Raw genomic sequence first — 14,856 nt, 5'->3', positions numbered from 1 at the left:
GGCATCACCGAGCAGCGTTACCCGACCTTTACTCCAGCGACCAAGGGTCATGCGATAGACCATGCCCCATCGCTCATTGACTGTCTTCAGGGTGTTCGAAGCGATCATCTCAAGGAGAGCGGGATGCCAGTCCTTGAATAGGCGCAATTGTTCACCGTCGCCTGTAGGTGCGGTCGACTGTTTTAGCGGCCAGGTCGTCGGGGTGCGTTCAACGAGGAAGAAATTGATGTCTCCTTTCCTATCTCCACCGATCGGGTAGTGAAGGCAGTGGCCGGACTCACCCATCCAGAACTGGATCGCGGTCGGGTCAGGCATGCTGGGTAATTTTTCGACTGGCACGATGCCGCGAAACGCCGTGTACCCCGCGTATATGTAATCTTCATAACCGAGCATCAAGTTTCGTACAGAGGAACGCACCCCGTCAGCACCAATGACGATATCGGCTTCCGCTTTGCTACCGTCTTTGAAGTTCAGCACTACGTGCTCGCCAGTATCATCGATATTTACTAGGCGTTTACCCAGGTGGATGCGATCCATACCCACCTTGGTGGAGAGTATTCTTTGCAGCTCGGCCCGGTGGATGCCGAGATATGGGCCGCCGAAAAGGTCTCGATACGCCTGCCCCCCGGCGTGCCTGCCGATTTCACGGCCGGTCTTTCCGTCTCGGTAGATCAAGGCTGAAATCTCAAACGCAGCCTCTTCAAACGCCTCGCCCAAACCCCAGTGGTTATAATAAAAACGCGTGGCATTGGCGGATAGGGCGACCGCAGCACCCACCTCACGCAACTCCTCCGCTTGCTCGTATACATCAACGTCGATACCGTGGTGACGCATAGCAATCGCAAAGGTCAAGCCGCCGATACCGCCGCCGACCACAGCAATGCGGCGTATTTTATTGGTTTCTTTTTCATTCATAATTATTATCTCTTTCTTATTAGGGGTGGGCGAAAATTGAGATGGTACGAATGGCATCATGCTGGGGCATTTAACAGGGGGCGGTGAATTGCAGCGTCTCATGCCGTGGCGTGAGAGCCCGCTCTGACCACGCTCCCATTAATGATGCGTTGGGTGAAAAATAGAGAAGGCTGTTATATAAGTAAATAAGCGAAGCTGTATAGCCATCATCACCGGTATGAATATTGAGGGGAAAGTATGCAACTGTATGTGCCAAGGCCGATGTAAAACTGACCCACCTGGGCTAACGTCGCGGCCTTGTCGAGGCTGCTCATGTTGACCCAGGAGCAAGCAGTGGAGTTCAGGGTATTGCCCCGTTAGGGACGCAGCATTCGGCAGATCGCCACGACGCTGGGCGTGTCCCGCAATACCGTCCGGCACTAGCTCAAGGAGCCCCAGTCCCGCGTTGCTCAGCGCTGCTCGACAACATGAAGACAATCGTCCTGGAGCGCGTCGCCTATCACTACCCGGTGTTGGCCAAGCAGGCAGGGATGAGTTCAGCTTCGGCGACTTCCTGGAGCAACTGCTGCTGACCGAGCAGAGCTTTCGCCAGCAATGCAGCCGCAAGCTGCTGACGCGAATGGCCTGTTTACCGGCGATCAAGATGCTGGAGGAGTACGACTTCGGCTTCAGTCCCGGCGTGCCCAAGACACTGCTGCATGAGTCGGCAGGGTTGGCGTTCGTCGAGCGTACTGAGAACATCGTGCGGATCGGCCCCACGACTTTTTCCTGAGGCATAGTCTTTTTCGCGCGTATGGGGATAACCGTGGTGGGTTTTCGGCAAGCGCAGCTGTGGCTCACGGAGTTCCTGCAAGGGGCCGACCTGTCGAGGTCTTGCTGCTGCGCCTGGGTTCCGGTCTCAGGCCAGCTCGCTCCGGCGCTGCTCCCACCCCGTCAGCCAGGCGGGTAGTGCTCGTGCCGGCATGGCCTTGGCGATGAACCAGCCTTGGGCCACGTCGCAGCCGGCGGCACGCAGGTAGTCCCAGTCGGCGCGGTCCTCGATACCTTCTGCCACCGTCTTCATGCCCAGCTTGCGCGCCATCCCCAGGCTGGCATCGAGGATGCTGCCGAGCGCGGAGTCCTGCCAGGCGCCATGCACGAAGCTGCGGTCGATCTTCAGTTCGTTGAAGGGGATGTCGCGCAGTTGCGTCAGCGAGGAATGGCCAGTGCCGAAATCGTCGATGGACAGACCGATGCGCTTCAGGCGCAGGCGGGTGAGGATGTCTAGGGCGGCTTGGCGGTTCTTCATCAGGTGGCTTTCGGTCACCTCGAGTATCAGGCTGAATAGGGGCACCCCGGCGATCCGGGCTTCCTGCTCGACGAAGTCGGGGAAGCTCAGCACCTGCAGGTTGTCCATCGACACGTTGACAGCCACTTGCAGGGAGAGCCCGGCGTCGTGCCAGTGGCGGGTGTCGCGCAGGGCGTTGCGTAGCACCGAGCGCATCAGCGGCTCGATCAGGCCGCTGTCCTCGGCCAGGTCGATGAAGCGGTCGGGGTAGACCAGGCCATCTTGGGGGTGTTGCCAGCGCACCAGCGATTCGACGCCAATGATCCGGGCGGTGTGTAAATCGACCTTGGGCTGGTAGTGGTTGACCAACTGACCCGCCGCGATGCCGCTGGCCAGTTCGTCGGCGTCATAGCTGTGCGCATCGGTATCCATCGGAGGGATGGCGTTCGCCACGGATTGGTCCAGCAGTTTCTGCAACTGTTCGTTGGACACCGGTTTGAACAGGGTGCCGAGCACCCACAGGCGATGAGCCTGGGCCAGCCGCTCGGCGCTCTGCAAAATGCGTTCGTCTTCACCGCTGACCAGCACCAGCGCGCCGCGGTAGCCAAGGTGCACCAGATGGCGGATGAATTCGATGCCGTCCATTTCCGGCATCTGCAGGTCGCAGAGAATGAGGTCGACCTCGGCCGGGCCCTGCTCGAGGTGCTCGACCGCAATGCGCGCGCGGTCGCAGGCGATCACGTTTGTGAGGCCCAGCGACTTGAGCTGTCGCTCCAGTAGCCGGCAGATGAAGGTGTCGTCGTCGACTATCAGGACTCTCATCGGGGTGCCTCCTGCTCGGCCGGATTGCCAGCTTCCAGTAACTGTTCGATCCCTGCTCCGGTGGCGGCGCAGAGCGGGGTGAATTCGGCGATGCTGCGCTCCAGCGAGTCATGGTCGCCGCTCTTGACGGCCTGTTCGAGCATCGCGCAGAGCTGGCCCAGGCGCGTCGCACCGACCGCGCGGGACGAGGACTTGAGTCGATGGGCGAGGGCGCCGACACCGGTCAGGTCACCATTCCCGAAGGCGTCCAGCAGTTGTCCAGTCAGGGAGCCTAACGCATTGCGGTAGTCACCGAGAATCTCGCGGATCAACTGGTGGTCTTCGCCGACCAGCGCGGACAGCGCGGCCGGGTCAAGCAGCGAGGCCGGCACCGTCTGGGCGTCTGCCGCCTCGCTACGCATGGCGGGGATGGCGCCGGGCAGCCAGCGCTCCAGTGCCGCCCGCAGAGTGGTCAGGCGAATCGGCTTGGTCAGGTACTCGTCCATGCCGGCGTCGTGGGCGCGGGCGGCCTCGCCGCGCAGAGCATTGGCGGTCAGCGCCAGGATCGGGGTGCGCCGCCGGCCGGTCTCTTCGCCACGAATCCGCTCGGCCAACTGGTAGCCGTCCATTTCCGGCATGTGCAGGTCGCTGAGGATCAGGTCGTAGTCGCCCGCGCGCCACATGGCCAGCGCTTCGGCGCCGTTGCTGGCCATGTCGAAGCGGTAGCCGAACAGGGCGAGCTGCAGCTGGATGACCTTGCGGCTCAGCGTGTCGTCCTCGACCACCAGAATGTGCCGGCGCGATGGGGCGTCGGGCTCCGGCCGTGAGGCCAGGGACTCGTCGCCGGTCGTGGCGGGACCTTCAACCGGCGTCGGCGCGACGGCTGGCTCTAGCAGCCTGTCGGGCTTTCCCATGGGTTTCTGCGATCATGGCAGCCTGCCTTCCGCGAGTCCGAGCATGAGCCGTTTCCGCCCAGTTGATCGTCACACCAGCTACTTGCTACCGCCCTCCATCGAGGACTGGCTGCCGGAGAACCATCTGGCACGCTTCATCGTGGAAGTGGTGGAGGGGCTTGATGTCAGCGTCATGACCAAGGCCTATGCCGGACGCGGCAGCGCCGCCTACCACCCGTCGATGCTGCTGGCGCTGCTGATCTATGGCTACGCCACCGGCGTGTTCTCCAGCCGCAAGATCGAACGCGCCACCCATGACTCGGTGGCCTTTCGCTTCATCGCCGCCGGCGCCCACCCAGATCACGATACGCTGGCCAGCTTCCGCCGCCGCTTTCTCGACGAACTGGCCGGTCTGTTCGTGCAGGTGCTGCAGATGGCGCAGGAAATGCGCCTGCTCAGCCTGGGTACGATCAGCCTGGACGGCACCAAGATCCACGCCAACGCCTCGCGGCACAGCGCGCTATCCCATGGCCATATCGAACAGCTCGAAAGCCAGCTCAAAGCCGAAGTGCGCTCGCTGCTCGATCTGGCCGAGCAGGCGGACCAGTCGGCGGTGCCGGACGGCATGAGCCTGCCGGAGGAAATCGCCCGCCGTGAAGCCCGCCTGGCGGCCATGGCCGAGGCGAAAGCCAAGATCGAAGCCCGTGCCAAGGCGCGCTTCGCCAAGGAACACGCCGAGTATCAAGCAAAGCTGGCGCAACGGGAGGCCAAGGCTGCAGCCCGCGGCAAAAAACCGGGTGGCAAACCGCCCAAGCCACCAGCCGCGGGGCCAATGGCCAAAGACCAGATCAATCTGACCGATGCGGACTCGCGCATCATGCCCGTGTCGGGCGGCGGCTTCGAACAGGCCTACAACGCCCAAGCAGCGGTGGATACAACCAGCATGCTGGTGGTGGCGACGACCGTCACTCAGGCCTGCAACGACAAGGAGCAAGTCGTGCCGATGCTGGCACAGCTGGCCGAATTGCCCAAAGCCCTGGGCACCCCCACGCACTTGCTGACCGACAGCGGCTACTACAGTGCAGCCAATGCCCGCGCCTGCACCGCGAGTGGCATCGAGCCACTGATGGCGGTCAAGCGGGAGGAGCATCACCCGTCGCCCTGCGCCCGCTTCATCGAACCGCAGGCCCTGGCCGCCGACGCCAGCCCGGCGCAGCACATGACGCACAAGCTGCAAACACAGGCGGGCCGTGCGCTGTATGCGTTGCGCAAGCAAACGGTGGAACCGGTGTTCGGCATCATCAAAGCGGTGCTGGGTTTCCGGCAGTTCTCGCTGCGTGGTCTGGACAAGGTCAGCGGTGAATGGACCCTGGTGTGCCTGGCGTGGAACCTGAAGCGCATGGCCGTATTGCGCCTGAAAATCGGAGATTGAGCAAAAAACAGGCATAAATCCGGGAAAACAGGCCAAAACCGCCTGGTTTCCGGAAAAGCCGCTGCTCTATCTGCATACGGGGCTCAAGTCCGACAGGCTGCTAGGGGCAGCTCGACATTGAACAGGGTTCCGCTGCCCAGGGTGCTGGCGACGCGGATCTCGCCATCCAGCAATTCCACCAGGCGCTGGCAGATAGCCAACCCCAGGCCGCTGCCGCCAAAACGGCGGGTGGTCGAGGTTTCCGCCTGGGTGAAGGGGCTGAACAGATTGTCCAGATGCTCCGGCGCGATGCCGATGCCGTTGTCCGCCACTCTGATGGCGAGCCGCAGCGGCTGCCGATTGACCAGGTGGGCCTGCACCACGATCTGGCCCGGCCGGTCGCTGCGCCCGCTGGAGAACTTGATGGCGTTGCCGAGCAGGTTGTAGAGAATCTGCCGCAGCCGCATCGCGTCGCTGGTCACCCACTGCGGGATGCCAGGTGCGATCGTGTGGGTGAGCGTCACCCCCTGCGAGCTGGCCAGCGGCTTGAGGGTATTGCACAGGTTGTCGACCAGCTCGGCCAGTTGCAGCGGCGCGCGCTCGATTTCCAGCTTGCCGGCCTCGATCCGGGAGAAGTCGAGGATGTTGTCGATCACCCCGAGCAGATTGCTCGACGACTCGCGGATGGCCTTGATCAGGTCGGCCTGGTAAGGGGGCAGGTGGTCCTGGGCCAGCACGTCGATCAGACCGACCACGCCGTTCATCGGCGTGCGGATCTCGTGGCTCATGGTGGCGAGGAAGGCCGATTTGGCCCGGCTAGCCTGTTCGGCGCCCTCGCGCGCCTGGGTCAAACTGGCGATGAGTGCCTTCTGCTCTCGGATGTCACGCAGGGTGCCGATGAAGAAGCGCTCCCCATGCGCGCTGTACTCAGACACGCTCAGCTCCAGGTCGACCGCATGTCCGTCCCTGTGGCGAGCGCTGACTTCTCGGCTGAAGCCGATGATGTGCTTCACGCCGGTTCTCAGGTAGTGCTCGAGGTAGCCGTCGTGCTCGTCACGCTGCGGCGGGGCCATCAGGCAGGAGATGTTGCGCCCGATCAGCTCCTCCGGGTGATAGCCCAGCAGTGGCTCGATGGCGGGATTCACGCTGCGCACGACGCCGTGCTCGTCGATGGTGACCACGCATTCGAGCAGATGGTCGAGGACTGCTCGGATTTCCTCCTTCTTGGCGTGCAGATCGAGGAGCGCCTGGCTGCGCTCCTCAATGCGCTGTTCCAATTCGCTGTTCAGGCTGCGTAGCTGCTCGGCAGCGAGGTGCTGGGCCGTGGTGTCGTGCGCGGTACAGAACATCAGGCCGCCCGGCTGCGGCAGAGCCTTCCAGGCCAGCCAGCGCCAAGAGCCGTCCTTGCAGTGGTAACGGTTCTCGAAGTCCAGTGTGCTGCGCCCCTGGGCGATCAGCTCGATCTGGGCGTGGGTACGCGCGACATCCTCAGGGTGGACGAAATCGACGAGAGGGCGGGCCAGCAGCTCTTCCTCGCTCCAGCCCAGCGTGCGGGTGAAGGCCGGGTTGACGCTGCGAAAGAAGCCGTCGGTCCCGGCGATGCAGAACAGGTCGAGGGACAGGGCGAAGAAGCGACTGCGTTGCTCCTCGCTTTCGATCAGGGCGCGCTCGGCGGCGGTGCGCATCTCCAGCTCACGGCGTAGCTGCGCGGTGCGTTCGGCCACCTGGTGGGACACTAGGCTGTGCCGTTCGGCGCTGCTCAGGGTGGCGAACGCGGCGAGGAACGCGGTGAAGATCGAGAAGCCGAGAAACAGACGTTCCTCGGTGGTCGAGCCGGGCTGCCACAGCGGCGCCTCGGGCTCCATCTCCAGGCGCCAGGTGCGTTCGCCGATGTGGAAGTCGTAGCTCCAGTCAGTATGGGCCCCAGTGGGCAGAGAGCCTACGATGTCTCGCCGCGGGTTGCCAGGAGTGACGTCCGAGATGCGCAGGTCGAACTGGCGCTCCCGGGCCATGTTGAGCAGGGGGGCAAACAGCTCTTCGATGTCCAGCACGCCGACCACGAATCCGGTCAATTGCTGGGCGGGGACGCCGTGGCTGAGGTGGTAAACCGGAATGTACACCAGCGCGGCGTGGCGGTCGGTGCGCACCAGTTGGATCAGGTCGGAAGCAATGGCCTGGCCGTTGCCTCGGGCGACGTTCATTGCCTCGCGACGCGGCAGCTCGAAGGCGTGGTCGAGTCCGAGCACCGTGTGGCTCTGGGTCAGTGGCCCGCTGAACAGGATCGGGAAATACTCGTCGCGCTCGGCGGCGGGGCGCAGGTGGCCGTCGCTGTCCAGATCGCTGATGCGGAAAGCAGGGAAGCCCTCACGGACGACGGAGGCCTCGAAACCGGCGCGTTGCTCGCCAGTGATGCGTGGTGCCCAGTCCACCGAGAGGATGGCTGGGTGGTTGGTGAAGCTGCGAGTGTAGTGACGGAACTCCTCGCGGGTGACTTCCTGGCTGGCAGCGATGAAGTGCGCCAGGCCCACGAGCGGGTAGATTGTCTCGGCTAGCTCGCGGGTGCCGCTGTCGCCGATGACCTCCATCAGCTTGCGTGCCTCGCTGCGTGCACGCAGCTCTTCCAGTTGTGACAGGCCGAGGTGGCCGACTACCAACAGAATGGCGGTGATGAGCAGCGGCATGGCGAAGCGATAGTTGCCGACGCGAGCGATACGCAGTGGATGCGCGCCCGGCCAGAGCAGGCGGGCCAGCGGGGCGAACAGCAGCAGGCCCAGGGTGTCGCCGGACCACCAGATCAGCCATTCGTTGAGCAGGCTTTCGCCGGCGACTCGGCCGGCGGTGAACAGCACGGCGCAGCCGAGGCTGGCAGCCACCGTGCAGCTCAGTGGGCCGGCGACCAGCAGGCAGACCGCCAGCCCCCGGTCCCCTGCCACTGTCCAGTTGCCGCGCAGGTATCGCTGCGCCAGCGCGGCAGCGAGCAGCGCTTGCAGGCTGGTGGCCGTGGCCAGCAGGGCGGCGATGCCCGCTCCCTGCAACGAAGGGTCGAGCCACAGGTGGGTCAGCAGGCTGCCGAACCAGACGCCGGGCCAGCAGCGCCAGCCCCAGGCGAGCAAGCCGGCGACCGCGATCCCGGCCGCCGGCCAGAGCGGCGAGGCATACCCCGAGGTATGGGTGAGCAGCAGGGCGGCGAAGCCGGCCAGGGCATAGAGACCGGCGATGATCAGGTTCTTGCGGGTCTGTTCCAGTCGGCTGATGGGGGCGGGGCTGCTGTCCACGTCCATGGATTCCTTACTAGCGGGTGCCTGTGGCCATCACCGTTGCATGCGGGGTTCCGGCCAGGTGGTATGACTATGACCGGAAAGCGGCTTCGCGCGAAGCATATCAAGGTAGGTCGGTTTGCTGCTCAATTCCGAGCGGATTTGTCGGATTACATGCTTGTCAGTTGCTGGCAGACGGCAGGCTTGGCTGCACTTGATACCTGTAACCAGCAGGCCCTCGAGATGAGAGCCTGCTGCTGTTGGGGGGAAGGCTGCGCAAGCGGTGGCGTAATGTCCCCGAAAAGGTGCTTTAGAGTGCTTTTACGCACTTAAAGTGACTTTTTGGGACTGCGGTTCATTTGCCCGGGACGATGAGCTGTCCGTGCAGCCAAGCGCAAAGGGCTTCCGTGGGTATCGAAGCCCTGCTGAACGGTGAAAATGATGATTTATCATCCTTCATAAGCGCTTGAATGATGATAAATCATCATTTTCAGTGAGCGCCGACAGGGGATGGAGTTTCGGGCTGCTCCGGTTTTCTACCCTGTTGGGTGGCTTTGGCAGGCTTGTCGTAGGGCGAGGCTGGTTCTTTTGCCTGGAAGCGACGTGATGCCAGGACTATCAGCCAAGTCCGGTTGCATGGCTCGGCGCCAATTCGATGAAAACGGCGCCAGTCCCGAGTTCGGAGTTGGGCCCGCATCCATCAGGCTGAGTCCTCACCGTCTGTCAGGCGTCGAGTTGTCAGGGCAGCCCGTTGCTCGATCAAGATGACGATCTGCTCGATCAGTGGCTCTCCCGCAAACAGCGGCGTCGCTTGCAAGGTGCGCGAAACCTTAGGCAGAGCCTGCGCCATGCCAAGGATTCGCTTGCGGGTCTGCGCGCGTGCCAGCCCGGCGGCCTCGGCAAATTGCTCCCAGTGCCGGGACTGAACTTCGCTAAACTTGTACATGCTGCCCAGTTTCATCGCCATCTTCGGGGTAAGGCTCGGGTAGATGGCGGTCGACAGTACATCGTAGAGCGGGGCCAGAGTCGGTGCGGCCTGGGATGACGGGGGCGCGTACAGCAGCGAGAAGTTCTTGGCGTGTGCGTCGTGGTTGCCGACCAGGGCGTTGAACACCACGTAGTCCAGCAGGTGCAGCACTTGGGGGGCGCTGGGGCGGGTGATGCGCCGCAGCAGATCGAAGCAGGCTTTCAGATCGGGCCCACCCTCGTTCTGGTACTTCATTTCCGGCACCACGCCGAGTGCCTGGCAGAAATCCTCCTGATGCAAGCGAACCGGGTTGCCTTGAGCATCGCGCTGGCGGTCATAACGTGTGACCAGCAGGAAGCAGCAGTCGCCAGCCTTATGAATCCGTGCTTCGGCGGTTGGCAACTTCATCGCACGGGCCAGAGCGAGACAGAAGCCCTCATTGATCACGCTGTCCTCGACTGCGTGTATCGGCGGTTTCAGGATATGCGTGCTGGGGTATCCTCCCAGAGGCAAGCCTATGCGCTGTCCGTCGAAAACCACCGGCAGTTTGTCCTGAGCACCAGCGAGCGACAGGCGCAGGCCGTCCTGGCCAGCCAACATCGGGCGGCGGGGCAACTCGTCCAGGATGGCGGACAGTCTTTGATCGTCCAGCCACAGCACTTCGCCCTCGCTGCCGATCTGAGGGACTGCATCCTTTGGCAAGAATGTGATGGCCCCGGCGCACTCGCCGCCAATGGCATTCAGCAAGGCGAAATCGTTCTGCCTCGACACTTGAAACTGCTGAGCGATCAGTCGCCGCAAATGGCCTTCCGGTAACAACCCGGCAAAGAAAGGTCGAGTACGAATGTCATCGAAGGAGGCAGCCTGAAGCGGCAAGGAGCACGACAGTGCGACTGCGTTTGGGGTGGCCAGCCAGCTGGCGTGATAACAAAAGCTCAGGCGACCATCTAGCAGTGACAAGGTGCCGACTTTGTCGGCGAACAGCCAGACTTCGAGTTCATGCGCCATGGCGAGTGGTCTCTGCTGTAGTTGGCGATTCGGGAAGTCCGGCCAGTTGCACCCGTCCACCCAGGGCATCGATTACACGGAGCACCTGTTCCAGCCGCACCGTGGGCTTGCCTGCCTCCAGATCGACCACAAAGCGCACGCCAACCCCGGCGGCCAAGGCCAGATCGGATTGCGTCAGGCCTAGCTGCTTGCGTGCTGCTCTCAGGGCTGCGCCGAGTGCTTGTGTGGAGTCGATATGAATCATGGCCTGCTCGATTATTTTCCTGATCGGGAAATTATTCGGCTGGTACCGCGCCAATGCAAGCTAATCTTCCTGATCGGGAAAATTATGAGTGTTTAGGCTGATGCACTGGTGAATTATTCCTGATCGGGAACGAGAGGTGGTGGATTACCAGTACAGGGGGGAGGAGGGGCAGGATGGCGTGGCTGGGACAGGCTTTCAGGCCGCCCTGCCGCTGGCCGTTGCTGCTGTTGGAGACTGGTTCATTATTAGTCGATGGCTCCGTCCTTATAAGGGTGGGCGGCTGCCGGCACTGCTGCGTTGGGCACCCTCAATGACCACTGCCGAAGTGCCCCTTCGGCATCTCATTGGTGATCACCCGCGCGTTGGTGATAGGTGCACCCAGTGAGCGCGAGATTGCCTCGCTGACTTCACGGATCATCGTTTCCTTTTGCTCCCCGCTGCGGCCTTCGAGGATATGGATCTGGACAATCGGCATGTAATGATTCCTCGGTAAAAAAGCCCCAGCCAGAGGCTGGGGCGAAAGGGGGCTCAGACGAAGCGGGTAGTGATGCTGCCGGTCATGATGAAGGTATACCGGTCGGGAGGTGCTCGCTGTGCTCGGCGAGGGCCAGCACCTGTTCGCGGGGCAGGGTACGGTTCATGCAGTCACCTTCAGGTTCTGACGGGCCTTGGCCATATCGAGGGCCAGGTCTTCGATCATGTCTTCCTGGCCACCGACGGTACCGCGGCGGCCAAGCTCTACGAGGATGTCACGGGCCGGCACGCCGTACTTCTTCTCGGCGCGCTGGGCGAACAGCAGGAACGAGCTGTACACGCCGGCGTAGCCCAGGGTCAGGGCATCGCGGTCGACGCGGATCGGCTGGTCCATCAGCGGCACCACCAGGTCCTCGGCGACGTCCATGATCTTGTACAGGTCGATGCCGGTTTCGGCGCCCATGCGCGCCAGCACGGCGCAGAGCACTTCCAGCGGGGTGTTGCCGGCACCGGCGCCGAGGCCTGTCACCGAGCCGTCGATGCGCACGGCACCGGCCTCGATGGCGGCCAGCGAGTTGGCGATGGCCATGCCCATGTTGTGGTGGCCGTGGAAGCCGACCTGGGTGGCCGGGTTCAGCTCGGCGCGCAGCATGCCGATCTTCTGGCTGACCTCGTCGGGCAGCATGTAGCCGGCCGAGTCGGTGCAGTAGATGCAGTTGGCGCCGTAGCTTTCCATCAGGCGGGCCTGCTCGAGGATCTTCTCGGGGCTGGTCATGTGCGCCATCATCAGGAAGCCGACGGTGTCGACGCCCATCTTGGCGGCCATGCCGATGTGCTGCTCGGAGACGTCGGCCTCGGTGCAGTGGGTGGCGACGCGCATGAAGTCGCCGGCCTTGACCGGCTCCAGCTGCTCCACGGGCTCGCGGCTGAGCATTGCCTGGTAGAGATCCTCGCCGAGCTGGTTGATCAGCTCTTGATTCATGCGAATTTTTCCCGAGAGATGTCGGCCTCAGCGAGGAAGTCCTCGACCAGACGGGCGAAACGACCGGCATGTTCGATCTGGGTCCAGTGGCCGCACTGGCCGAAGACGTGCAGCTGGCTGCGCGGCAGCCACTGGGCGAGGGTCAGCGAGGCCTCGAGCGGGATGATCTGGTCCTCGCGGCCGTGGATGACCAGGGCCTCGTGGGGCAGGGCACGGATGTCGGCCTCCTTGCTGGCCAGGTCGTCGACGCCGTGCTGGCGCGGCGCCGGGAACATGGCGGAGAACGACTCCTGGAAGCCCGGACGGATGCTGGCCTGGTAGCGCAGCTCGGCCAGTTCGTCGTTGACCAGATTGCGGTCGTAGGCGAACACGTCGAGCAGCTGGCGCATGTTGGCCAGCGACGGGGTGTAGCCCCACGCCGCTTCCAGGCCGGCAGTGATCGGGAAGCTCACGCCGACGCTGCCCATCAGCACCAGCCGGCGCACGCGCTCGGGGTGAAGGATGGCCAGCGCCAGGCCGCCGCCGAACGAGTTGCCGACGATGTCGGCCTGGGCGATGCCGAGGGCGTCGAGCACTCCGATGGCATGTTCGACCCAGCGCTGCTGGCTGTACTGCGGCTACCTGGGGGCCAGCATCGCTACCGGCGTGGGCCGGTCCTCGGTGCACCGGGCGGACTTCCTCGACGCGCTGGTTACCCAACTGCCTGAAGGTATCGCCCAATTCAGCAAGCGCGCCACCCAGGTCGAGCAGCAGGGCGACGAGGTGCGCGTGCTGTTCACTGAAGGCACGGATTACCGCTGTGACCTGCTGATCGGCGCCGACGGCATCAAGTCCGCGCTGCGCAGCCATGTCCTGGAGGGGCTGGGCGTGGCTCCGCAGGCGCCACGCTTCACCGGTACCCGCGCCTGCGCGAAGCCTATCGGGCCCACGGCATCGACGAGCACCTGGTGGACGTGCCGCAGATGTACTTGGGGCTCGACGGCCATATCCTCACCATCCCGGTAAAGCATGGCCGCATCATCAACGTGGTGGCCTTCATCTCCGACCGCAGTCAGCCGGAGCCCACCTGGCCCGCGGATGCCCCTTGGGTGCGCGAGACGAGCCAGCGCGAGATGCTCGACGCCTTCACCGGCTGGGGTGACGCGGCGCGCGTCCTGCTGGAGTGCATCCCGGCGCCAACCCTCTGGGCACTGCACGACCTGGCGGAGCTGCCGGGCTACGTGCACGGCCGGGTCGCCCTGATCGGCGATGCCGCCCACGCCATACTGCCGCACCAGGGCGCCGGTGCCGGCCAAGGGCTTGAGGACGCCTACTTCCTCGCCCGCCTGCTGGGCGATGCGCGGGCCGATGCCGGCAACCTCGCCGAGCTGCTCGAAGCCTACGACGCCCTGGCCAAGTGGCGCTCGCGCTCGACGACAGCTGACAAGCCTATGGGGCCTGCCAAGCCGCGTAGCGCCAAGCTCTCGGATGCTGAAGAAACGATGGTGGTCGAGTTCAGGCGCCGTACCCTGCTTCCACTGGACGACCTGCTGGGGCATGTGCGCGAAATCCTCCCCCAGTTGACACGTAGTGCCTTGCATCGCTGCTTTGTGCGCCACGGCATCAGCAGGCTGCCCAGTAGTGACCTGGACGGAGCAAAGCGTGGAAAATTTGCGCCAACCGAAATTGGCTACCTGCACATCGACAGCTGTGAACTCCGCCTGGAACAGGGAAAACAGCACATGTTCCTGGCGATTGATCGCGTCACCAAGTACACCCATGTGGCGTTCTTCGATGCTGCGACAAAAAAGAACGGAGCGGCGTTTCTCGAGGAGGTGGTGGCGGTCTACCCCTACACGATTCACACCGTCCTCACGGACAACGGCGTGGCATTTACTGAACAGCCACGGTATCGAAACGGCCAAACTAATCGCTTTGGTGGGCATATTTTCGACCGTGTCTGCCGGGAGCATGGCATCAAGCACAAGCTCACCAAGCCCTATCACCCGTGGGCCAACGGACAGGTCGAGCGGATGAACCGTACCGTGAAAGAAGCCACTATCAAGTCATTCCACTACCCGGACTTCGATGCGCTGAAAGCCCATGTGCGGGCCTTCGTTACGGCATACAACTTTGCCAAGCACCTGAAAGCCCTGAGGTGGCGTACCCCGTTCAAAACGATCTGCGATGCCTGGACTCGAACGCCGGATCGCTTCAAGCTTGAACCGCACCACCTCATTCCGGGACCACACACCTAGGTTTCACATGGGAACAGCTCCAGAAATGCCAAAGTTGATGTATTCGGCGTTAGTGCTGGCTATGAGTAAGGCTCGCTATGATAGCCTTCCTACCGACCTCCAGCAGATCATCGACGCCAACAGCGGACGCACGCTTTCGGGGTATGCAGGACGCCTATGGGATACTTATGGAACGGATGCGGGGCATCGACTTGCATATGAGAAAAATAACGATGTCATGGTCCTGGATACCCAAGAGCAGAATCGGTGGATGGAGCTCGCTCGCAGTCTAGACGGAGACTGGGTAAGTGAGGCCGGGAAGCAGGGATACGCCAACGGCATAGGGTTGCTCAAAGAGGCTCGCCAGATGGTCGAAAAGTACAACTCCGTCACACCGGCCAGACCCTGAGGGATCCCCACA

Annotated in this window: 11 protein-coding genes and 3 pseudogenes; 5 read left to right on the top strand and 9 right to left on the bottom strand. The window is 63.1% G+C overall.

Annotated elements, in window-relative coordinates:
- Positions 1-915: FAD-dependent monooxygenase (locus NA637_RS17010; RefSeq protein ID WP_256073481.1), on the bottom strand; the 915-nt coding region annotated here is incomplete at its 3' end.
- Positions 916-1,382: 467 nt separating this feature from the next.
- On the opposite strand from NA637_RS17010, the pseudogene NA637_RS17005 reads away from it, so the two are divergent.
- Positions 1,383-1,675: pseudogene (locus tag NA637_RS17005) on the top strand (ATP-binding protein); the annotation flags it as partial.
- A 138-nt stretch (positions 1,676-1,813) separates the two neighbouring features.
- Here the strand turns inward: NA637_RS17005 and NA637_RS17000 are convergent.
- Positions 1,814-3,004, bottom strand: a complete 1,191-nt coding sequence (locus tag NA637_RS17000; protein WP_108233658.1) for an EAL domain-containing response regulator — start codon at positions 3,002-3,004, stop codon at positions 1,814-1,816.
- Complete coding sequence (locus tag NA637_RS16995; protein ID WP_256073480.1) at positions 3,001-3,897, bottom strand: response regulator; 897 nt, start codon at positions 3,895-3,897, stop codon at positions 3,001-3,003. The genes NA637_RS17000 and NA637_RS16995 overlap by 4 nt, the downstream gene beginning before the upstream one ends.
- 43 nt (positions 3,898-3,940) lie before the next feature.
- Here NA637_RS16995 and NA637_RS16990 point away from each other — a divergent pair, with 43 nt between their 5' ends.
- Positions 3,941-5,308 (top strand): IS1182 family transposase, encoded by a 1,368-nt coding sequence (locus tag NA637_RS16990; RefSeq protein ID WP_256073479.1) that lies wholly within the window; start codon positions 3,941-3,943, stop codon positions 5,306-5,308.
- 83 nt (positions 5,309-5,391) lie between these two features.
- Here the strand turns inward: NA637_RS16990 and NA637_RS16985 are convergent, their stop codons facing one another.
- From NA637_RS16985 to NA637_RS16960, 6 genes and pseudogenes are all read right to left on the bottom strand, one after another.
- On the bottom strand, positions 5,392-8,562 hold the full coding sequence (locus NA637_RS16985) for a PAS domain S-box protein (protein ID WP_256073478.1): 3,171 nt from the start codon (positions 8,560-8,562) through the stop codon (positions 5,392-5,394).
- 682 nt (positions 8,563-9,244) lie between these two features.
- Positions 9,245-10,519, bottom strand: coding sequence for a type II toxin-antitoxin system HipA family toxin (locus NA637_RS16980; protein WP_108233660.1), 1,275 nt, complete (start codon positions 10,517-10,519; stop codon positions 9,245-9,247).
- Entirely contained in the window at positions 10,509-10,763 is a 255-nt protein-coding gene (locus NA637_RS16975) for a type II toxin-antitoxin system Y4mF family antitoxin (protein WP_108233681.1), read from the bottom strand. The genes NA637_RS16980 and NA637_RS16975 overlap by 11 nt, the downstream gene beginning before the upstream one ends.
- A gap of 307 nt (positions 10,764-11,070) precedes the next feature.
- Positions 11,071-11,238, bottom strand: a complete 168-nt coding sequence (locus NA637_RS16970) for a 2-hydroxymuconate tautomerase (RefSeq protein WP_108233661.1) — start codon at positions 11,236-11,238, stop codon at positions 11,071-11,073.
- Between the two features lie 162 nt (positions 11,239-11,400).
- Positions 11,401-12,117: pseudogene (gene dmpG, locus NA637_RS16965) on the bottom strand (4-hydroxy-2-oxovalerate aldolase); the annotation flags it as partial.
- 98 nt (positions 12,118-12,215) lie between these two features.
- Positions 12,216-12,833: pseudogene (locus NA637_RS16960) on the bottom strand (alpha/beta fold hydrolase); the annotation flags it as partial.
- Here NA637_RS16960 and NA637_RS25710 point away from each other — a divergent pair.
- Genes NA637_RS25710 through NA637_RS16940 form a run of 3 tightly spaced genes read left to right on the top strand, consistent with a single transcriptional unit; the run spans position 12,799 to position 14,844 of the window.
- The gene (locus NA637_RS25710; protein ID WP_167399118.1) at positions 12,799-13,224 is read left to right on the top strand and encodes an FAD-dependent oxidoreductase; all 426 of its coding nucleotides are present in this window, start codon (positions 12,799-12,801) and stop codon (positions 13,222-13,224) included. The pseudogene NA637_RS16960 and the gene NA637_RS25710 overlap by 35 nt on opposite strands.
- Positions 13,182-14,456, top strand: coding sequence for an integrase core domain-containing protein (locus NA637_RS16945; protein ID WP_423836743.1), 1,275 nt, complete (start codon positions 13,182-13,184; stop codon positions 14,454-14,456). The genes NA637_RS25710 and NA637_RS16945 overlap by 43 nt, the downstream gene beginning before the upstream one ends.
- On the top strand, positions 14,419-14,844 hold the full coding sequence (locus tag NA637_RS16940) for a hypothetical protein (RefSeq protein ID WP_256073482.1): 426 nt from the start codon (positions 14,419-14,421) through the stop codon (positions 14,842-14,844). Before NA637_RS16945 ends, NA637_RS16940 begins: the two co-directional genes overlap by 38 nt.
- Positions 14,845-14,856 lie beyond the last annotated feature (12 nt).

It is taken from the genome of Stutzerimonas stutzeri, assembly GCF_024448935.1.
GTDB classification, from domain to species: domain Bacteria; phylum Pseudomonadota; class Gammaproteobacteria; order Pseudomonadales; family Pseudomonadaceae; genus Stutzerimonas; species Stutzerimonas stutzeri_AO.
Note: the sequence above shows the minus strand (reverse complement) of the source record. Positions and strands in the feature narration are given on the sequence as shown.